Source organism: Vibrio eleionomae (assembly GCF_009874545.1).
GTDB classification, from domain to species: domain Bacteria; phylum Pseudomonadota; class Gammaproteobacteria; order Enterobacterales; family Vibrionaceae; genus Vibrio; species Vibrio nitrifigilis.
Genome location: NZ_WEKT01000075.1, coordinates 1 through 19,762 on the forward strand (window position 1 = coordinate 1; position 19,762 = coordinate 19,762).

Sequence of the window (19,762 nt, forward strand, 5' to 3'; positions counted from 1 at the left end):
TTTTGTGAAGATTGCCAATTTTATGAAACCTTCTCTCAAAATAAGCTGTAAAATTTTACAATAAAAATAACACTAACAGTTCTTAATGCTAATTAAATAAAATTCATTAGCATTAAAAACTAAAAAAATAACACTTTTATCTTTAACAACCTACTAGATAGAGAATATCAAGCCACATCAATGAATGTAACGATATGAAAATCTCGATTTAAGCTGTACAGGTAAGGCTATATGCTCAAGTAATCGAGAATTACTCAAGCACATTTACAAGAAAGAGAGTTGCTATAGAAGCCCAGAAACAACATCCGCCAATTGATTAAATGTATTGGTTCTTGAGGAACTAGGACGCCATACTAAACCGATATTGCGATACGCCTTTTGGCCTGGAGGATCAACCACGACCAAATTTTGGTTATCTAACAAACCATGATCAATCGCCATTTGTGGAATAAATGTCGTCCCTAGGCCATTGGCTACCATTTGAACTAGGGTATGTAAGCTCGTCGCCGTAAATGGGTTGATCTTTTCTTTATCGGTTAGTTTACATGCAGAAACCGCATGCTCAGTCAGACAGTGTTCATTTTCTAACAGGAATACTGATTGATCGGGTAAATCATCATACTTTATCGGAACACGAATTGAATTAGCCTGATTACGGCTAATCACCATCCGAAATGGATCTTGTCCAACAATACGACTGTCCATCTCACCAATATCAACAGGTAATGCTAAAACCAATACATCCAATTCACCAGAACGTAACGCCATCAATAAATTGGTGGTTGTATCTTCACGTAACAGAAGATGCAATTTAGGAAAACGTAGATTAATTTCTTGTACAAGGTCACCAAGCAAAAATGGCGCAATCGTTGGAATACAGCCGAGTTTTAGCTGACCTTCCATCAAATTGCCTTGGCATAATTTCCCCAGCTCAACGAGATCCTGACCTTTCGCTAATAACTCTCTTCCCAACTTAACGACTTCTTCACCAGCCTGAGTAAAGACTAAAGGCGTTTTTTTATCCTTTTTCTCGTAAAGCGCACAACCAATCAGTTCTTCTAGGTTTTGGATCCCTTTACTTAGGGTCGATTGACTAACAAAACATCGCTGCGCCGCATCGCTAAAATGGCGGGTTTCATGTAAGGTGATGAGGTAGTGCAGTTGCTTTAAACTTGGCCACTTATTCATAATAATATTAATATTTTATTTCAATTTATCGTTCAGGCTTTGCCGCGCCTGTTCATCGCTTTTTTCGATTGACACAATCTATTTTATTCGCTTTTTTCTATACTAACCTTTGTACTATAGTTTGTCTTGTAGTTACACGGAAATGAGTTAACTCAACGTGTTTTAACTCAGATAAAACTAAAACATTAGGAGCAAAAAATGGTACTAGTAGGTCGCAAAGCCCCTGACTTTACTGCTGGAGCTGTTCTAGGCAACGGTGAAATCGTTGATTCATTCAACCTTTCTGATTACATCAAAGGTAAGAAAGCTGTTGTATTTTTCTACCCACTAGACTTCACTTTCGTTTGCCCATCTGAAATCATCGCATTCGACAAACGTCTAGCTGACTTCCAAGAAAAAGGCTGTGAAGTAATCGGTGTTTCAATCGACTCTGTATTCTCTCACAACGCATGGCGTAACACTTCTGTAGATAAAGGCGGTATCGGTGAGGTTAAATACCCACTTGTTGCTGATACTACTCACGAAGTTGTTAGCGCTTACGATGTTGTTGATCCAAATGGTCCTGGCATTGCACTTCGCGGTTCTTTCCTAATCGACGAAGAAGGCGTTGTTCGTCACCAAGTAATCAACGATGGTCCTCTTGGTCGTAACATCGATGAAATGCTACGTATGGTTGACGCACTAGCATTCCACCAAGAACACGGTGAAGTATGTCCTGCACAGTGGGAAAAAGGTAAATCAGGTATGAAAGCTTCTCCAGACGGCGTTGCATCTTACCTAGCTGAACACACAGCTGACCTAGATAAAAAATAAGAACACTTTATCGCCCGTGCTCAACTCGGGTGAGTGGTTGGAATTAAGAGCAAAAGCCAAACCAATCAGGATAAAGTAAAGCCTTCAAATCCCGGAGCCATCGCTCCGGGATTTTTTTATGATCCAATCAGCGCTAAACTGTTACATTGCTCTCCCCCGTTTAGAAAGGAACCTAAACACATGAATTATCAGTTGGAAGTCTGTATCGATAATATCGAGTCTCTTCAATATGCACTAGCAGGCGGCGCAACTAGAATTGAACTTTGCTCTTCGCTTGATCTTGGAGGCTTGACTCCCAGTTTCGGTTTTATGCGCTTGGCGTCTAACTTAAGTTCCGCCCCAATTTATGCCATGATTCGTCCCAGACAAGGGGATTTTCTTTATGTTCCATCGGAAATTGAACAGATGATGTGGGACATTGAATCAGCAGCAAAGGCTGGATTAACTGGCGTTGTTCTAGGCGTGTTAACCGAAGATAGTGACGTGAACAAACATGCACTTAAAATCCTTGTCGACTACGCTCATTCTCTCTCTCTAAATGTGACATTTCATCGTGCGATTGATGTATGTCGCGATTACCGACAAGCAATGGAAACAATCATAGAGCTAGGTTGTGAGCGAGTACTTACATCAGGTCAAGCAAGTTCAGCGGAAAAAGGAATTGCTGCGATAAAAGAGATGGTGACCATTGCTAACGGTAGAATCGCTATCATGGCTGGTGCGGGTGTTAATGCAGGGAACGTTCGTGCAATTATCGAACAGACTGGAGTTCAAGAAGTCCATATGTCCGGTAAAACCTCTCGCCCAAGCAAAATGAAACCTACCGCGCAAGAAGCCTATATGGGTAACGAAGAGTGCGATGATTCGCTCATTCCCATTACCAGTACCGCAGCTATTGAAGCGGTCGCACATCTCTTACGTTAAATGATTTTCTTATGATCGGATCATATCATCAATGGATTGTTCGCCAATATGGCGAACATCTTTGCCTTTAACAAAGTAGATGATGTATTCACAAATATTTTGGCAACGATCACCAATACGCTCAATAGCTCTTGCCGACCACATCACTTGTAAAATATGAGGAATATTTTCGGGAGTCTCCATCATGTACGTCATTAATTGCCGAATCACCGCTTCAACTTCACGATCCAACCCATCATCAAGCTTATAAATTTCCGCAGCGGCTTCAACATCCATACGAGCAAATGCATCTAACACTTGATGCAACATAGAAATGGCTGAGCGGCATAATGGCTCCAGTGATACTTGAAATTGACGCTCGTCAGAGGGGCTTTCAATGGTGACATAAGCCATTTTAGTGGCAACATCACCAATACGTTCCAAATCGGTGATTGTTTTGATGATCGCCATAATCAAACGCAAATCTTTAGCCGTTGGCTGACGCTTGGCGATAATCCGCGTGCAGGCTTCATCAATAGAGACTTCCAACGCGTTAACTTTATGATCGTCTTTAACCACTTTACGTGCTAATTCGGCATCATCCTTATGTAAGGCATGCATAGCATAAGACAACTGCTGCTCAACCAGCCCCCCCATTGTTAACACATGAGTACGAATGGATTCTAGTTCAGCATTAAATTGCCCTGAGATATGTTTACCTAGCTGCATATACGTTCCTTTACTACTCTGGGTAACATTAACCGTAGCGACCAGTAATATAGTCTTCCGTCTTTTTCATCGATGGGGATGTAAAAATTGAATCCGTATCTGAATACTCGACCAACTTCCCCATATGGATAAACGCTGTGTAATCGCTTACCCGAGCAGCTTGCTGCATGTTATGTGTCACAATCACAACGGTATAACGCCGTTTAAGATCATGGATAAGTTCTTCAATGGTCAGGGTTGAAATAGGGTCCAACGCAGATGTGGGCTCATCAAGCAAGAGCACTTCCGGTTCAATAGCAATCGCTCTTGCGATCACTAGACGCTGTTGCTGTCCCCCGGATAAACCAAATGCATTTTCATGTAACCGATGTTTTACTTCATCCCATAACGCCGCGGCTCGTAATGATCGCTCAACGGCATCATCCAAAGTACGACTATTTTTCACACCCTGTAAGCGCAGCCCATAAACGACGTTTTCATAGATGGATTTAGGAAAAGGATTCGGCCGCTGGAATACCATCCCAACACGACGGCGCAATGTAGGAACATCGACATCATGATGATAGACATTTTTACCGTGAAGTTTCACTTCACCCTCGATTCGGCACCCTTCAACAAGATCATTCATCCTATTAATGCACCGCAACAAGGTCGATTTACCGCACCCAGAAGGTCCAATGAATGACGTCACTTTTCCCTTTGGCAAACGCATCGTAATATCAAAAAGCGCTTGATAATCTTGATTATAATAAAGATTAAGCCCTTCGATCGAAATCGCTGTTTGCTTATCTGTTAGGTTATTCACGTCGAGTGGCGTTTCATATCCTAACGTTTGATTCACTGAAAACATGCTTAATCTTGTCCTAATGTTCGGTATTTCTCCCGCAAATTATTGCGAATACTAATTGCGGTTAGGTTTAAACTAATAATAACAGCTACTAATAAAAATGCTGTGGCATAAACGAGTGGCCTCGCTGCTTCAATATTGGTGGTCTGAAAACCAAGATCGTAAATATGAAATCCTAAATGCATAAATTTACGTTCTAAATGCAAGTAAGGAAACTGATTATCTACAGGTAAATTAGAAGCAAGCTTCACTACCCCCACCAGCATCAAGGGTGCAACCTCTCCCGCGGCTCGAGCAATCGCTAAGATTAAACCAGTGATCATGGCTGGACTCGCCATCGGCAATACTATTTTCCACACCGTTTCAAATTGCGTTGCGCCAAGCGCCAATGAACCATGACGAATTGAGTTAGGTATTCGAGTCAGGCCCTCTTCAGTAGCAACAATAACGACAGGCAATGTTAATACCGCTAGAGTCAATGCAGACCATAACAAGCCCGGTGTACCGAATGTTGGCGCAGGTAAACGGTCAGCAAAAAATAACTTATCGATCTCCCCACCGATGGTATAAACAAAGAAACCAAGTCCAAATACACCATAAACGATGGATGGAACCCCCGCTAAATTAATCACGGCAACACGAATTAGCCGCGTAAACATATTGTCTTTGGCGTATTCATGAAGGTAGACCGCTGCGACTATGCCTAATGGCATCACAACGATCGACATTAATAACACAAGTAAAATCGTGCCAAATATGGCAGGGAATACTCCCCCCTCTGAATTGGATTCTCGTGGGTTATCCGATAAAAAAATCCAAACACCTTTGGCCCAGTGTGTCACTTTTTCAGTCCAAGACATCGCGTTGGGATACCACATTCTTAGCACCTGAGCGATTGGCACTAACACTTTCTCACCGGTCATATCCTGTAAAATAACGGCTTGCTGCCCTAGTTGATCTCGCAATTGGTCAATCTTATCTTCGGCTAAAGACATGCGATTATCGAGATCGTTCTTATTAAGTCGATACTCGGTTAGATAAGCGGGCGTCATCGTACCATTCAATTCTTTACGCCGCTTTTCTAGTCGTAACATCTCTAGTTTATGACCATAGACTTTGATCTTTTGTTCAATGAGTTCATGAACTTGCGATCTGATTGCTTGAGCCTGAGCCATACCTTTTGCTACATGAGCTTTCACCTCTTTTTCTATGCGGCCTGAGGTTGAAACATAACCTACCGGAAGGCCATAAAATTGGCCATTATTCTCCCGATCAATGACAGCCCAGCCTTGAGGTTGTGTCTCATCATGAAGCTTCACATTCAAAATAGAGATAAAATCCGCAGGGTTTCTCTCGCGATTAGCAATCTTGATATTTAAACGTATTGCCGACTCTTTTCCTTGTAATTTCTTATTCAATCCGGCGGCATGAATATGAGAGATTGGCACTTCATCGCGACTATAAAGTTGACCGACTAACATTTTATTATCTTCGGTATGCCACATATAAAGTGGCGCAGGCCAAAAATACGTCAACCCTTTCCAACCAATTAATAGCAGTAACCCCAGCACCGAGATTAAACTGATGCTTACAGCTCCTCCTGTTAACCAAATCCAGGGAGCACCTGAACGAAACCAATTAAGTAGTCTCATATATGATCCCTATAAAGCACGATACTTTTCTCGTAAACGTTGGCGAACCCATTCAGCTAACGAGTTAACAGCAAATGTAAAAATAAAGAGGATTAATGCGGCTAAGAACAAGATTCTAAAGTGTGAACTGCCCATCTCAGATTCGGGTAACTCAACGGCAATAGTCGCCGAGAGCGTGCGCATTCCTTCGAAGATATTCCAGTCCATAATTGGCGTGTTACCCGTTGCCATTAATACGATCATCGTCTCACCAACCGCGCGACCTAATCCCATCATGATGGCAGAAAAAATACCGGGACTTGCAGTTAACAGCACCACATGAATCAGCGTTTGCCAAGGAGTCGCCCCAAGCGCTAACGAACCATCCGACAGATGTTTAGGCACAGAAAAAATAGCATCTTCAGCGATCGTAAAAATCATCGGAATAACGGCAAACCCCATGGCGAACCCAACAACCAAAGCGTTACGTTGATCAAAATCGATACCGTGTTGAACTAAAAAGACGCGGACATCCCCACCAAATAACCAAGCTTCAATCTGCTGGTTATAGTTCATAACTACCGCTATCACGAGAACGATCACGGGCATCAGAATAATAACATGCAAACCGCTCGGAATTTTTCTTAGCCACTGACGCGGTAATGTTGTCCATATAAAGCCAGCCACCATTGTTGATAACGGTAACAAGATCATTAATGACACCACCGAAGTAAGATGGCTCTCGACTAGTGGGGCGAACCAAAGTCCGGCAAGAAACCCGATAATAACGGTGGGCAGAGCCTCCATCAATTCAACGGTTGGTTTTACGATACGACGCATCTTAGGTGTCATAAAATAAGCGGTATAAATCGCACCAAATACCGCAATGGGAACCGCAAATAGCATTGCATAAAATGCAGCTTTGAGCGTACCAAACGCTATCGGCACTAAACTGAACTTAGCTTCAAATTTATCGCTCGCAGAAGTCGATTGCCAAACATACTGAGGCTCTGGGTAGTGCTCATACCAGACCTTCTCCCATAATGATGATATGGACACTTCCGGATAATCATTCGTCATTTCAGAAACAGCAAACTGCTGACCATTCCATGTCAGAACATAACGCTCGTTATCAGACATTGCCGCTAGTAACGGTGCCTTCGAAAATACCTTTTTAGAAAACACAGTCTTATGGCTTGTGGTGTAGTGATCTTGCACCGTACCATCACGGTGAAAACTATAAAAACCTTTGCGATAGGTATCTGGTAATAAGAACTGAGTTTGCTTTGCAAGCTGAAATTCTCGGATTTCTTGTAGGCTTCTTTGTCCATTATTTAACACATCAAACCACTGACTCACCGTATCATTTTGATAGCGAACCAATAAGGAGTATGCGCCCGCTAATAAACGAATGTTAGCGACTTTCTCTTTGGGATGTTTTTCTGCTAAATCGATGATTTCCCGTACCACAAAGCGGTCTTTTTTACGCTCAGACACAATTAAATCATTACCGTTACGTAAATATAAAGTCTTACCATCAGGCGTCATCAACAGTTGATCAAGGTGATCAAACAACGATGGGAATCGATATTGATGGATTAATTGACTATCACCTTTCGTTCCCCATCGTAACAATACCGACTTATCTGCTAGATAAGATGCAAATGTCACCTCATCGCCAGTGACGACAAAAGTAAAATTGTTCACCTCACTATCTGCTGGTGCTAATTGATAATTATATTGCGTCAAATACGGCTTGAACTGTCGAGTATTGCTGGTAATCTGATACTTAAACTGGGGTTTGGCGATGACAACGTGATTAGAAGGATCACGCAGCGCAAACCAGCCATAATCAGAAGGCATCGTGGCAATTTGACTGATGGGCATCATCAGTTGCTGCGAAAACTCAGGATGTTGTGATTTTGTTCCTAGTGACCAAAATTGAGCCATACCATCGTCGTTTAACGCAAACAAATGTTTACCATAATCGTCGATAGCTATTCTTTTCACATGAGCAATAGGAAGTGCTTGGTGAATCACTTGAGAATGAAACTTAGCGCCACTAAAAAGTGGAATGACAACTGACGCAAGATAGACAAAAATCAGGACTAAGGCACCAAGAACTGCGACACCTCCACACTTAACAGCGATACGGATGAATCGATCTTTAAAAATCCTTTGTCGGTCTCTTTGATTCAAAGAGAAATCGCTTTGCGCCATGAATTACTCTACCTGAGATGCCCTTCGGGCAGTATATGTCGTTTAAATGACAGATATATTACATCGTCTATTTAAGCGCCTGAAAAAACAAGAAGTCTTTAATTTAGAGGCGTATTGTTACATTCTGCAATAAAACTGTCATATAAAAGCCCTAATTTGCATGGTTAAGATTGATTTTCCGGTGAAAGGTGTTGTAAATGAGTGGCGACAAACTCTACATAGACAAAGAATTAAGTTGGCTCTCGTTCAATGAGCGAGTGTTACAAGAAGCTGCAGATAAGACTGTACCACTGATAGAGCGCGTTCGTTTCCTCGGTATCTTCTCTAACAATTTAGATGAATTTTACAAAGTTCGCTTTGCTGACGTAAAACGCAGGATTTTAATTAATAGCGAACAAGGCGGCAATGACAGCGACAAACACCTTCTCGCTCAGATGCAGCAAAAAGCCCTCAAATTAGACAGAGATTTTGACAATCTATATAACGAACTGATTCTTGAAATGGCTCGCCGGCATATTTTTTTGGTCAACGAAACTCAACTTGATGAAAGCCAGAAACGCTGGATCACTCGTTACTTCAATAATGAAGTTCTCCCCCACATCACACCATTGCTCATGAATGATGATATTGATGTGCTGCAATTCTTGAAAGATGAGTACGCTTACATCGTTGTCGACCTAAAAAAAAATCAACACTCTAACTATGCGCTTGTTGAAATACCGACGGATCATTTGCCACGTTTTGTACTTGTCCCTGAAGCCAAAGGGAAAAGACGTAAGACTGTCATATTACTGGATAACATTATTCGTTTTTGTCTTGATGAACTTTTCCGCGGTTTTTTTGATTATGATGAACTCTCTGGCTACGCGATGAAAATGACCCGTGATGCAGAATACGATCTTAGCCACGAAGTCGAATACAGCTTGCTAGAACAGATGTCTGAAGGGTTAAGCCAGCGTTTAACCGCTATGCCTGTACGCTTTGTCTACGAGCGGGAAATGCCTGAACAAATGCTTAGCTTTCTGTGCGATAAATTGAAGATCTCACATTACGATAGTCTGTTACCCGGTGGGCGATATCATAATTTTAAAGACTTTATTGGTTTTCCCAATTTAGGGCGAGCCTACCTAGAAAATAAACCCATGCCGCCGATGAAATGTTCGGATTTCGAGGGCTATGCCAACGCATTTGATGCTATTCGTGATAAAGATATTTTGTTGCACTACCCTTATCACCAGTTTGATCACATCACAGAATTAGTGCGCCAAGCGTCGTTCGATCCCAAAGTGATCAGTATTAAAATCAATATTTATCGAGTGGCTAAAAATTCTCGTCTGATGAACTCTCTCGTTGATGCTGTCCACAACGGTAAACGTGTGGTCGTAGTCGTTGAGCTACAGGCTCGCTTTGATGAAGAGGCCAATATTGAGTGGTCGAAGATTTTGACCGAGGCTGGTGTACAAGTCATCTTTGGTGTACCAGGAATGAAAATTCACTCCAAGTTATTACTTATCTCACGTAAAGAAGAACATGATTTTGTCCGTTATGCCCATATCGGAACGGGTAACTTTCATGAAAAAACAGCTCGTATTTATACTGACTTTGCGTTTTTAACAGCGGATACTGACTTAACAACGGAAGTGCGTAACGTATTTGCCTACATAGAAAACCCTTATCGCCCGGTAAAATTCAATCAACTTATCGTGTCACCGCGCAACTCTCGTCAGCAACTTTATCGAATTATTGATAACGAAATAGCTCACGCAAAAGCAGGCAAAAAAGCAGAAATTAAACTAAAGGTGAATAATCTAGTTGATAAGGGCTTGGTCAACAAACTCTACGGAGCCAGTGCCGCGGGTGTGAAAATTAATATGATTATTCGGGGCATGTGCTCACTCGTTCCCGGAGTGGAAGGAGTGAGTGAGAACATCCGTATCATCAGTATTGTCGACCGATTCTTAGAGCACCCACGAGTGATTATTACTCATAATGACGGCGCTCCTCAGGTATGGATTTCTTCTGCTGACTGGATGACTCGAAACATTGATCATCGCATTGAAGTGGCAACTCCCATCAAAGATCCACGTTTAAAACAACGAATTATTGATATTATTAATATTCAGTTTACCGATACCGTTAAAGCCAGAGTTATCGACAAAGAGATGTCTAATCACTATGTTGATAGAGGAAACAGGAAAAAAATTCGTTCACAAGTCGCAATTTATGACTATTTAAAAAATGTCGAACGGCGCAATCGAAAAATGATGAAAGAAGAGACTCATGAATCAACCTTATGACACGCGAGATATCGCAGCAATTGATTTAGGTTCAAACAGCTTCCATATGGTGGTCGCCAAGGTTATTGGTAAAGACTTACAAATTATCAGTCGCCACAAACAGCGAGTGCGTTTAGCGCTTGGCCTAGACGAACAAAAAAACTTAGATGATGACGCTATCGAGAGAGGATTAGACTGTCTCACTATGTTTGCCGAGCGCCTACAGGGATTTTCGGTGGATAACGTTCGTATTGCTGCAACTCATACTCTTCGTCAAGCTAACAATACTCAGTTGTTCATCCAGCGCGCTAAGGAAGTGCTTCCGTTCCCTATCGAAGTCATTCCAGGCACAGAAGAAGCGCGTTTGCTTTACCTTGGTGTTGCTCACACGCAACCCCAAGCGGAGTCTATGCTCGTGGTTGATATTGGTGGAGGCAGTACAGAGCTCGTCATTGGTCAAGGTTTTGAAGCTGAACTCGTCAATAGCAAACAAATGGGCTGTGTGAGTTACACCAACCGCTTTTTTGCTAACGGGAAATTATCCAAAAAGAATTTTGCTCTGGCGATTCTCGCAGCTCAGCAACGACTTGAATCCCTTGCCTCACGCTATCGGAAAAAAGGCTGGCAAGTTGCATTTGGCTCATCAGGTACTGCAAAAGCCATTTATGAAGCGCTGATTGGCATGGGTTACTCCGACGGTATTATTACCGCTGAACGCCTAGATAAGCTGATTGATAAGCTCTGCTCTTGGCCAACCATCAATGATATCCGACTCGATGGGTTATCAGATGAGCGTAAACCCGTATTCGCCGCGGGCGTTGCTATTATGTCGGCTATTTTTAATGATCTGAAAATAAAGGAAATGCATTTTTCAGACGGCGCGTTGCGAGAAGGTCTCCTATATGAAATGGAAGACCGCTTTAAATACTCCGATATTCGCTTAAGAACAGCCGAAGCGCTTGCAAATAAACACGCCGTCGATCTTGAACATGCCGCTAAAGTGCGTGGTCACGCGCGTGAATTTTTAGAGCAAGTCTCTACAGAAATTGGGATCAAAAAAGAGAGTGAATTAGTTTCTCTACTCGAATGGGGAGCTCTACTTCATGAAGTGGGGCTTAACATCAGTTATCAAGCTTTTCACCGTCACTCAGCCTATATTTTACGTAATACCAATATGCCCGGCTTTAACAGTGAGCAGCAACAAGTGTTGGCGACGCTGGTGCGCTTTCAACGCAAAGCTCTCAAGCTCAATGAAATGGGTTCTTTTTCATTATTTAAGAAAAAACATGTGTTAGGAATAATCCGCGTGCTACGCCTAGCTATTTTAGTCAATGGACAGCGCAATGATGACCCGTTGCCTGAGTTGGCGTTATCGATCGAAGATGACACATGGTCACTCACATGCACTAATCCCAACTGGCTTGAGGAAAATCGCCTACTCCATGCGGATTTACTAACGGAACAACAATATTGGAATAGCGTGGGCTGGGATCTAAATTTCTAATCTTAAGAACCGTGTTTAAACTACGTTAGAGAGCAATGGTCAGCTCTTCCTTTACTGACCATTGTCTTTACTCAACCTAATCATAGATGCCCACTTTGGCTAATTCATGTTTCGCCAGCTCGGCTGGAACCGCTAAATACCCTTCCCTTTGTACCAATCTTTGCCCCTGTTTAGAGTAAATAAAGCGCAAAAATTCACGCTCAATGGGTGATAATGGATGCGCAGGGTTTTTATTCACATAAATATACAGGTAGCGAGATAATGGATATCGTCCGGTGAATATATTTTCTTGGGTTGGTTCAACATAATCATCCCCTTCTCGTGAAATAGGGATTAACTTCACACCAGAAACACGATATCCCATTCCCGAATAGCCGATCGTCGTGATTGAAGATGCCACTGACTGGACAACAGAGGCAGATCCAGGCTGCTCATTCACACCGCGTTTAAAATCACCACCACACAAGGCTACTTTTTTAAAGTAACCATAAGTGCCAGAGACAGAGTTACGCCCAAACAGCTGGATACTGCGCTTTCCCCATTGATAAGGAATGCCTAGTTGAGACCAAGTGGTCATCATCTTATTGCCACCACAATTGAGGGTCGATGAAAAAATAGCATCGATTTGCTCGAAACTAAGCCCCTTAATTGGATTGTCTTTATGTACAAAAATACCTATAGCATCGATAGCGATTTTTAATTCTGTTGGAGGGTACCCATGGTCACGCTCAAAAACATCATTTTCACGTGAACGCATCTTACGACTCATAGGACCGAACTGAGCAGTGCCTTCATTAAGCGCTGGTGGAGCGGTAGCAGAACCAGATGCCTGAACTTGTGCATTGATATTAGGATAAATAGATTTGAATTCTTCAACCCATAAGGTTGTTAACCCCGCTAGGGTATCTGATCCCACACTAGTTAAACTGCCTGCAATACCAATACTTTTTTGATAAGTCGGCAGTTCAGAGCAATGTACCGCCATTGAGGCGGTACATGAAAATAAGCTAATAATAGCTAAAGCAAAATATTTAAAATTAATTGGTTGTTTCTTCGTCATTTACAATCAATCTCTTTGGTAACACGAAGGAGAACTGACTACCAACACCAACTTCGCTTTGAATTTCTAGTCTGGACTCATGATGAGACAACGCGTGCTTCACAATAGCAAGCCCAAGTCCACTTCCGCCAGTATCGCGCGAACGAGCTTTATCAACACGATAGAATCGCTCTGTTAAACGGTGTAGATGTTGCGGTTCAATACCATCTCCAGTATCGGCAACCTCAAGACAAGCACCTTGGATTGAGCGATACCAACGCACCGTAATTTCAGCGCCTGGTGGTGTGTATTTCACCGCGTTATACACCAAGTTTGAAATGGCACTGTGTAATTGTTCTTCGTCGCCCAATACTGTTAAAGATTTATCCACTTCAAAATGGAATTGATGCCCTGCATCTCCACTTAAACTTTGAGCTTCTTTTTCTAAAATCTCAAGCATCGCAGGAACATTCACTTTGTCTTCTAGTTCATGCATTGGAGATGCTTCGATTTTAGATAACGTTAGCAACTGGTTCACCAAGCTATTCATACGCGCTAACTGTTGCGTCATTACCCCATGCGCCTTGCTCCACATAGGTCCAACAACCATATCCGGATCTTCGGTCATTTCTAAATAACCTTGTAAAACAGTCATTGGGGTGCGTAATTCGTGAGAAACGTTGGCAAAAAAGTTACGTCGCATGCCTTCAAGCTGTTTGAGTTGGGTAACATCACGTACCACCATCAAATGTTCACCTTCGGTATAAGGCACAATACGTAACTCCAATGAACGAGCGACGTTAAGTGGTGAACGCATTTCCAGAGGCTCAGTAAAGTCATCTTTTTGCAGGTATTTAATGAAATCAGGTGTACGAATAAGATTGGAAATAGGCTGGCCCGCATCATCTGGCCAATGGAACCCCAGTAGGTGTTGCGCTAAGCGGTTACACCAAACAATGTTGCCTTCAGATCGAAATACGACCACAGCATCAGGCAACGATTCTGCACCGTTACGGAAACGACGAATTAAATTACTAAGCTCTTTACGTTTTTTACGCTGACGCTGCTGCAGACGGTATAAGCCATTAAACAAGGACTCCCACTGTCCGGAACCGGATGGTGGCGTTAAGCGTTTTTCGTCCCATAACCACGCGGATAAACGAATTTGATTGCGTAGATGCCACAATAACTGTAACACTGTTGCAGCAAATAATAGCCAAGACAGATACCCAAAGATCGAACCGACGATGATCCAAGGTAAGTAAAAAAAAGCCAGCTCCCAAGCCAGCTTTCTCCAAGTGAGTCGTTCAACCATAGTGCTCTGAGACGATCCTTATGCTTTGGTTGAGAAACGGTAACCAGCTCCACGTACCGTTTGAATTAGTTTGTCATGCCCAGCATCTTCCAACGCTTTACGTAAACGTCGAATATGAACATCAACAGTACGGTCTTCAACATAAACGTTGGTACCCCATACGTTGTTCAGCAATTGCTCGCGGCTATAAACACGCTCTTGGTGAGTCATAAAGAAGTGTAACATCTTAAACTCTGTTGGCCCCATGTCGAGCGGAGAATCATCAGAGGTAACGCGATGAGAAACAGGATCCAACTTCAAACCTTGAACATCAATTACATCTTCTAATGCCGTTGGTGTAACACGACGAATCACTGCTTTTAAGCGCGCCACCAGCTCTTTAGGTGAAAATGGCTTAGTGATATAATCATCAGCACCAACTTCAAGGCCTCGTACTTTATCTTCTTCTTCACCACGAGCAGTCAACATGACAACCGGAATGTTACGTGTTAATTCTTCACGTTTCATGTGCTTGATAAAGTTGATACCACTACCACCAGGTAGCATCCAATCCAACAAAACGAGATCAGGGAAGGGTTCACAGAGTCTACTGACCGCAGTGTCATAATCTTCTGCTTCCACTGCTTGGTAACCTTTCTGTTCGAGTACAAAGCACAACATCTCACGAATAGGTGCTTCATCCTCAACCACCAGAATCCTTCTAGACATAATTAAATAACCTTTGCTTTTAATTAACGTTATGCATTATCAGAAATAATTATGACACTTTTGTGACCCTTGCAAACAATTTTTCATATAACTTTCGCATCAAATTCATTCAAATCAACACACGATTGTCTAGGACTTTGTATTAGAGATCCCCTATCATAGTCGGGTTCGAATAAGGAAAAGAGAAATATGTGGTTTAAAAACTGTATGGTTTACCGTGTGAATCGCGATGTAGACTTTAATGCTGACAAGCTCGAAGAACAACTGGCCGAATTCCGTTTTACTCCATGTGGCAGCCAAGACAAGCAAAAATTTGGTTGGGTTCATGCGATGGGTAAACACGGTGACATGATGACTCATGTAAGTGAAGACCGCATCCTAGTCTGTGCCAAAAAAGAAGAAAAAATGCTTCCTGCTTCAGTAATCAAAGAGTCTTTAGCAGACAAAATTGAAATACTTGAATCGCAAGAAGGTCGTCCACTGAAAAAAACAGAAAAGGACACCATCAAAGAAGAAATAGTGATCGATTTACTACCTCGCGCTTTTTCTCGTAGCCATTTAACGTATGTTTTAATTCTACCGAGCCAAGGACTTATCCTAGTAGATGCAAGCAGTTACAAAAAAGCTGAAGATGTGTTGGCTTTATTGCGTAAAAGCATCGGTAGCTTACCTGTTGTTCCTGCTATCCCTGAAACACCAGTAGAAGCAACATTAACGGAATGGGTACAAAATGGGAATCTTCCGCAAGGCTTTAATCTTTTAGATGAAGCGGAGCTTAAATCGGTGATGGACGATGGAGCTATTGTTCGCTGTAAGAAACAAGAACTGACTAGTGATGAAATCTTAAGTCACATTCAAGCGAATAAAGTCGTGACAAAGCTTGCTCTTAATTGGCAAGAGCGTATTGATTTTATCTTGGCAGAAGATTGCAGTATCAAACGCATCAACTTTAGTGATGAACTAAAAGATGAGAACGAAGATATCCCTCGTGAAGATCAAGCCGCTCGTTTTGATGCCGATTTCTCCCTCATGTGTGGCGAATTCAGCGCATTTCTACCTAATTTATTTGAAGTATTAGGTGGCTTGCCATCCGCTGAAAACTAATAGCTTCAACGCTTCAACTGTAAGAGTTGGAGCGTTTTCTCAATTGCCCCTATTCATTGTAATGTATTTGGCGTAAAATTTGCGCCCCTCCAATACCATCAGGTGGTATTGGCCTGACTTGAGATCAGAATTGAGAAAGAAGCAATGACTACAGAAAAACCATTCGTTCCTGAACTATTATCACCAGCAGGTAGCCTTAAAAACATGCGTTACGCCTTTGCTTACGGTGCAGATGCCGTCTATGCAGGCCAACCGCGCTACAGCCTTCGTGTACGTAATAATGAATTTAACCATGAGAACCTAAAAGTCGGTATTGACGAAGCTCATGCCCTTGGTAAAAAATTCTATGTGGTATGTAATATTCAGCCACATAACTCTAAATTAAAAACCTTTATCCGCGATTTAAAACCCGTTGTAGACATGGGCCCTGACGCTCTTATCATGTCTGACCCAGGTTTGATCATGATGGTTCGTGAAGCTTTTCCAGACATGGTTATTCACCTATCAGTACAAGCGAACGCAGTAAACTGGGCAACGGTAAAATTCTGGGCAGCAAATGGTGTAGAGCGCGTAATTGTTTCACGCGAACTGTCTTTGGAAGAAATTGCTGAGATTCGTGAAAACTGTCCTGATACAGAAATCGAAGTCTTCGTACACGGCGCACTTTGCATGGCTTATTCTGGTCGTTGCCTACTATCTGGCTACATCAACAAACGCGATCCAAACCAAGGAACGTGCACTAACGCATGCCGTTGGGAATATAAAGTCGAACAAGGTAAAGAAGACGACGCAGGTCAAATCGTTGAAGCCTTTGATCCTAAAGCCGACCAAGCTCAAGCTATCGAAGTTCAAAATGAACGCCCAGATGCGGCTATTGGCCTAGGAAAACCTAGTGATGAAGTTGTTCTGCTTTCAGAAAGTCACCGTCCAGAAGAGAAAATGGCAGCCTTCGAAGATGAACATGGCACTTACATCATGAACTCGAAAGATCTTCGCGCCATTCAACACGTTGATCGTTTAACAAAAATGGGCATTCACTCATTAAAAATTGAAGGCCGTACTAAATCCTTCTATTACTGCGCTCGTACAGCGCAAGTTTACCGCAAAGCAATCGATGATGCCGTTGCTGGAAAACCTTTTGATGAGTCATTAATGACCACGCTAGAAAGCCTAGCTCACCGTGGTTACACTGAAGGATTCCTTCGCCGTCATACTCATGATACTTACCAAAACTATGACTACGGCTACTCAGTGTCTGACGCCCAGCAATTTGTTGGTGAATTTACAGGGAAACGCCGTGGTAACCTTGCAGAAGTGGAAGTGAAAAATAAATTCCTAACAGGCGATCAATTAGAGCTCATGACGCCAAATGGTAATGTTATTTTCACACTTGAAACAATGGAAAACCGCAAGAGCGAAGTCGTAACTGATGCAAAAGGTAGTGGCCATTTTGTCTTTATTCCTGTTCCAGAAGAATTGAATCTTGAGTACGCATTGCTAATGCGTAACCTACAATCAGGACAAGATACGCGAAATCCAACAGGCAAATAAACCATGGCATTGTTGATTAAATCAAAATGTACTAATTGTGATATGTGCGAGCCGGAGTGCCCAAACAACGCGATTTTCATGGGGGAAGAGATTTATGAAATCGATCCGAACCTATGTACTGAGTGTAAAGGTCACTATGAAAAGCCGACCTGTCAGTCAGTTTGCCCAATAAATAACTGTATCATTACCGATCCAGACAATGTTGAAACTGAAGAGCAATTACTCGAGAAGTTTGTCATTATCCAAGGCCTAGCCTAATGAAAAGCCCAATCTATCGATTGGGCTTTCTTATATTGTTTCAATGCAAGATAACTATTTTTCAGCCAAACCTTTACTGTTCAAATAGTCCTTAATGTATGGGCGAGACTCTTGGCTCAGTTTTTCAGTAATCTGTTCTGACCATCCCTGCTGCTTAGTATTACTAGAACGAGATGCATAATACTCATGCATAGTTTGGTCATATTGTTTTACTTGTTCAATATCTAGAGGTTGGTAGCTATTTTCATGAACAATCACATCAGCAGGTAAGCGTGGCTTCAGTTGTGGATCTTGATCAGGCACACCTAAACACATACCAAATAACATTGCAGTGTGCTTAGGCAATTCAAGTAATGCATCGACCTCTTTAGGATTATTACGCAGCCCACCGATATAGACACCACCGAGCCCCATAGACTCAGCTGCCAATAAACAGTTCTGCGCCATTATCCCAGCATCAACTGCACCAATTAGAGTCAGCTCCATAAATTCAGGTTTAACCGCCTCATTCAGAGTGTAGTGGCGTGCATAATCAATACAAAACACCAAAAACTCAGCAGCAGACTCAACATAAGCTTGATTACCCGCATACTTAGCTAATTGTTTACGCTTTTCAGGATCGGTCACGCGAATGATAGAAATTACTTGTAATAGGCTAGATGAAGAAGCGGCGATACCACTTGCAATGATAGTATCGAGTTGATCTTTACTGATCGGAGTCGATTTAAAAGATCGAATCGAACGATGACCTTGAATTGTCTCTATAACCGAGTTCATTATCACTCCTTTTATGGTTTAGTAGTGTTGCCCGTTATCGTAGTACTCATTTGGATTCAACGCTGTAAATACAACTGCAACATCCACTTCTTTCTTTAATACGTCTCTGACTTTATCGGTAATGATTTGCGCTACTTGATCCTGAACTTCTTGGCCACGGTTAAACCAGCACACTTCAATAAAGGGATACGCGGCAGACACTTCACCGTCAAAGAAGAAGGTAGAGAAAAGATATTCAAGGGTAAAATCTTCTCGAGGACAAGCCATTAAAGGCTGAAGTTCATCAACTAGGGTTTCAGAGATTGCTTGCACCGTTTGTGGTTCAAGGGCGCGAAATCGTAAATGTGGCATTGGTAAAATCCTTCTGTTTTACACGATGATAACAGTTAAGGAAACATGCTGCGAATAATGAATAATTCAAGAAAGATGAATTTATCTGCCAATAGGAAAATAAAAAAAGGCGATCATTCAGCCTTGATCGCCTTTAACCAATCTTCTTTCCTTCACTCGATGACTGGTATCAGATTATCTGTAACGTCTAACTAACCACAGTGGGACTTGATAACCTACCGAGATATACCTTGATTATCCCGATACAAAACACTCTATCACAGTATCCTTATTAATTAAATGATAATAATTATCATTTAATTAATATTGGTAAAATATCACATCTACAACTTCATCTAGTCATCAAGTTCTAGCTTGGCCAATGCCAAATCGGAGTATCAAACATACCTTGGTCACATATGTAATACCAATCTCACTAATTAACTGGTCAATATGGTCCAATCTCTAAAGCAGAGCGACATGACTCTGCTTTTGTCTGCACAAAAACGATTCCAAGCACTACACAACTTGTCGACAATATCGTCGTAACATTCAAAACACCTATTGGC

Annotated in this window: 17 protein-coding genes and 1 pseudogene; 7 read left to right on the top strand and 11 right to left on the bottom strand. The window is 42.1% G+C overall.

Features of this window, described 5'->3' with window-relative positions:
• Nucleotides 1-282: 282 nt before the first annotated feature.
• Nucleotides 283-1,188, bottom strand: coding sequence for a hydrogen peroxide-inducible genes activator (locus F9817_RS21980; protein ID WP_161158349.1), 906 nt, complete (start codon nt 1,186-1,188; stop codon nt 283-285).
• Nucleotides 1,189-1,386: 198 nt separating this feature from the next.
• Between F9817_RS21980 and F9817_RS21985 the strand changes: the two genes are divergently transcribed.
• Both F9817_RS21985 and F9817_RS21990 read left to right on the top strand, forming a co-directional pair.
• The gene (locus F9817_RS21985) at nt 1,387-2,001 is read left to right on the top strand and encodes a peroxiredoxin (protein ID WP_161158350.1); all 615 of its coding nucleotides are present in this window, start codon (nt 1,387-1,389) and stop codon (nt 1,999-2,001) included.
• A 180-nt stretch (nt 2,002-2,181) separates the two neighbouring features.
• Entirely contained in the window at nt 2,182-2,925 is a 744-nt protein-coding gene (locus F9817_RS21990; RefSeq protein ID WP_161158351.1) for a copper homeostasis protein CutC, read from the top strand.
• 9 nt (nt 2,926-2,934) lie between these two features.
• On the opposite strand, the gene phoU is transcribed toward F9817_RS21990, so the two are convergent.
• The 4 genes from phoU to F9817_RS22010 are packed head-to-tail and all read right to left on the bottom strand — an operon-like array spanning nt 2,935 to nt 8,331.
• Nucleotides 2,935-3,633, bottom strand: a complete 699-nt coding sequence (gene phoU / locus F9817_RS21995) for a phosphate signaling complex protein PhoU (RefSeq protein ID WP_161158352.1) — start codon at nt 3,631-3,633, stop codon at nt 2,935-2,937.
• A 28-nt stretch (nt 3,634-3,661) separates the two neighbouring features.
• Nucleotides 3,662-4,483, bottom strand: a complete 822-nt coding sequence (gene pstB / locus F9817_RS22000) for a phosphate ABC transporter ATP-binding protein PstB (RefSeq protein WP_161158353.1) — start codon at nt 4,481-4,483, stop codon at nt 3,662-3,664.
• 2 nt (nt 4,484-4,485) lie between these two features.
• Nucleotides 4,486-6,132 (bottom strand): phosphate ABC transporter permease PstA, encoded by a 1,647-nt coding sequence (gene pstA / locus F9817_RS22005; RefSeq protein ID WP_161158354.1) that lies wholly within the window; start codon nt 6,130-6,132, stop codon nt 4,486-4,488.
• 9 nt (nt 6,133-6,141) lie between these two features.
• Nucleotides 6,142-8,331, bottom strand: a complete 2,190-nt coding sequence (locus F9817_RS22010) for an ABC transporter permease subunit (RefSeq protein WP_161158355.1) — start codon at nt 8,329-8,331, stop codon at nt 6,142-6,144.
• A 197-nt stretch (nt 8,332-8,528) separates the two neighbouring features.
• On the opposite strand from F9817_RS22010, the gene ppk1 reads away from it, so the two are divergent.
• Both ppk1 and ppx read left to right on the top strand, forming a co-directional pair.
• Nucleotides 8,529-10,628, top strand: a complete 2,100-nt coding sequence (ppk1, locus tag F9817_RS22015) for a polyphosphate kinase 1 (RefSeq protein WP_161158356.1) — start codon at nt 8,529-8,531, stop codon at nt 10,626-10,628.
• A complete protein-coding gene (gene ppx / locus F9817_RS22020; protein WP_161158357.1) occupies nt 10,612-12,111 on the top strand; it encodes an exopolyphosphatase in 1,500 nt (499 codons plus the stop codon). Before ppk1 ends, ppx begins: the two co-directional genes overlap by 17 nt.
• A 76-nt stretch (nt 12,112-12,187) precedes the next feature.
• Here ppx and F9817_RS22025 read toward each other — a convergent pair whose 3' ends face one another.
• The 3 genes from F9817_RS22025 to phoB are packed head-to-tail and all read right to left on the bottom strand — an operon-like array spanning nt 12,188 to nt 15,173.
• Nucleotides 12,188-13,171, bottom strand: coding sequence for a PstS family phosphate ABC transporter substrate-binding protein (locus F9817_RS22025; protein WP_161158358.1), 984 nt, complete (start codon nt 13,169-13,171; stop codon nt 12,188-12,190).
• A complete protein-coding gene (phoR, locus tag F9817_RS22030) occupies nt 13,149-14,465 on the bottom strand; it encodes a phosphate regulon sensor histidine kinase PhoR (protein ID WP_161158359.1) in 1,317 nt (438 codons plus the stop codon). Before phoR ends, F9817_RS22025 begins: the two co-directional genes overlap by 23 nt.
• Nucleotides 14,466-14,483: 18 nt before the next feature.
• Complete coding sequence (phoB, locus tag F9817_RS22035; protein ID WP_161158360.1) at nt 14,484-15,173, bottom strand: phosphate regulon transcriptional regulator PhoB; 690 nt, start codon at nt 15,171-15,173, stop codon at nt 14,484-14,486.
• A 189-nt stretch (nt 15,174-15,362) separates the two neighbouring features.
• Between phoB and rdgC the strand changes: the two genes are divergently transcribed.
• From rdgC to F9817_RS22050, 3 genes are all read left to right on the top strand, one after another.
• A complete protein-coding gene (rdgC, locus tag F9817_RS22040) occupies nt 15,363-16,277 on the top strand; it encodes a recombination-associated protein RdgC (RefSeq protein WP_161158361.1) in 915 nt (304 codons plus the stop codon).
• A 144-nt stretch (nt 16,278-16,421) separates the two neighbouring features.
• Nucleotides 16,422-17,828 carry a prephenate-dependent tRNA uridine(34) hydroxylase TrhP gene (gene trhP / locus F9817_RS22045; protein WP_161158362.1) on the top strand — a complete coding sequence of 469 codons (1,407 nt, stop codon included), beginning with the start codon at nt 16,422-16,424 and terminating at the stop codon, nt 17,826-17,828.
• Nucleotides 17,829-17,831: 3 nt separating this feature from the next.
• The gene (locus tag F9817_RS22050) at nt 17,832-18,086 is read left to right on the top strand and encodes a YfhL family 4Fe-4S dicluster ferredoxin (RefSeq protein ID WP_161158363.1); all 255 of its coding nucleotides are present in this window, start codon (nt 17,832-17,834) and stop codon (nt 18,084-18,086) included.
• Between the two features lie 54 nt (nt 18,087-18,140).
• Here F9817_RS22050 and nfsA read toward each other — a convergent pair whose 3' ends face one another.
• From nfsA to F9817_RS24190, 3 genes and pseudogenes are all read right to left on the bottom strand, one after another.
• Complete coding sequence (gene nfsA / locus F9817_RS22055) at nt 18,141-18,863, bottom strand: oxygen-insensitive NADPH nitroreductase (RefSeq protein ID WP_161158364.1); 723 nt, start codon at nt 18,861-18,863, stop codon at nt 18,141-18,143.
• An 18-nt stretch (nt 18,864-18,881) separates the two neighbouring features.
• A complete protein-coding gene (locus tag F9817_RS22060; protein WP_161158365.1) occupies nt 18,882-19,214 on the bottom strand; it encodes a DUF1904 domain-containing protein in 333 nt (110 codons plus the stop codon).
• Between the two features lie 419 nt (nt 19,215-19,633).
• A pseudogene (locus tag F9817_RS24190) lies at nt 19,634-19,762 on the bottom strand (IS630 family transposase); the annotation flags it as partial.

What these genes read in the sequence shown, in the direction of transcription:
- F9817_RS21980 (WP_161158349.1), bottom strand. Translation starts at nt 1,188, where the DNA reads ATGAATAAGTGGCCAAGTTTAAAGCAACTGCACTACCTCATCACCTTA.
- F9817_RS21985 (WP_161158350.1), top strand. Translation starts at nt 1,387, where the DNA reads ATGGTACTAGTAGGTCGCAAAGCCCCTGACTTTACTGCTGGAGCTGTT.
- F9817_RS21990 (WP_161158351.1), top strand. Translation starts at nt 2,182, where the DNA reads ATGAATTATCAGTTGGAAGTCTGTATCGATAATATCGAGTCTCTTCAA.
- phoU (WP_161158352.1), bottom strand. Translation starts at nt 3,633, where the DNA reads ATGCAGCTAGGTAAACATATCTCAGGGCAATTTAATGCTGAACTAGAA.
- pstB (WP_161158353.1), bottom strand. Translation starts at nt 4,483, where the DNA reads ATGTTTTCAGTGAATCAAACGTTAGGATATGAAACGCCACTCGACGTG.
- pstA (WP_161158354.1), bottom strand. Translation starts at nt 6,132, where the DNA reads ATGAGACTACTTAATTGGTTTCGTTCAGGTGCTCCCTGGATTTGGTTA.
- F9817_RS22010 (WP_161158355.1), bottom strand. Translation starts at nt 8,331, where the DNA reads ATGGCGCAAAGCGATTTCTCTTTGAATCAAAGAGACCGACAAAGGATT.
- ppk1 (WP_161158356.1), top strand. Translation starts at nt 8,529, where the DNA reads ATGAGTGGCGACAAACTCTACATAGACAAAGAATTAAGTTGGCTCTCG.
- ppx (WP_161158357.1), top strand. Translation starts at nt 10,612, where the DNA reads ATGAATCAACCTTATGACACGCGAGATATCGCAGCAATTGATTTAGGT.
- F9817_RS22025 (WP_161158358.1), bottom strand. Translation starts at nt 13,171, where the DNA reads ATGACGAAGAAACAACCAATTAATTTTAAATATTTTGCTTTAGCTATT.
- phoR (WP_161158359.1), bottom strand. Translation starts at nt 14,465, where the DNA reads ATGGTTGAACGACTCACTTGGAGAAAGCTGGCTTGGGAGCTGGCTTTT.
- phoB (WP_161158360.1), bottom strand. Translation starts at nt 15,173, where the DNA reads ATGTCTAGAAGGATTCTGGTGGTTGAGGATGAAGCACCTATTCGTGAG.
- rdgC (WP_161158361.1), top strand. Translation starts at nt 15,363, where the DNA reads ATGTGGTTTAAAAACTGTATGGTTTACCGTGTGAATCGCGATGTAGAC.
- trhP (WP_161158362.1), top strand. Translation starts at nt 16,422, where the DNA reads ATGACTACAGAAAAACCATTCGTTCCTGAACTATTATCACCAGCAGGT.
- F9817_RS22050 (WP_161158363.1), top strand. Translation starts at nt 17,832, where the DNA reads ATGGCATTGTTGATTAAATCAAAATGTACTAATTGTGATATGTGCGAG.
- nfsA (WP_161158364.1), bottom strand. Translation starts at nt 18,863, where the DNA reads ATGAACTCGGTTATAGAGACAATTCAAGGTCATCGTTCGATTCGATCT.
- F9817_RS22060 (WP_161158365.1), bottom strand. Translation starts at nt 19,214, where the DNA reads ATGCCACATTTACGATTTCGCGCCCTTGAACCACAAACGGTGCAAGCA.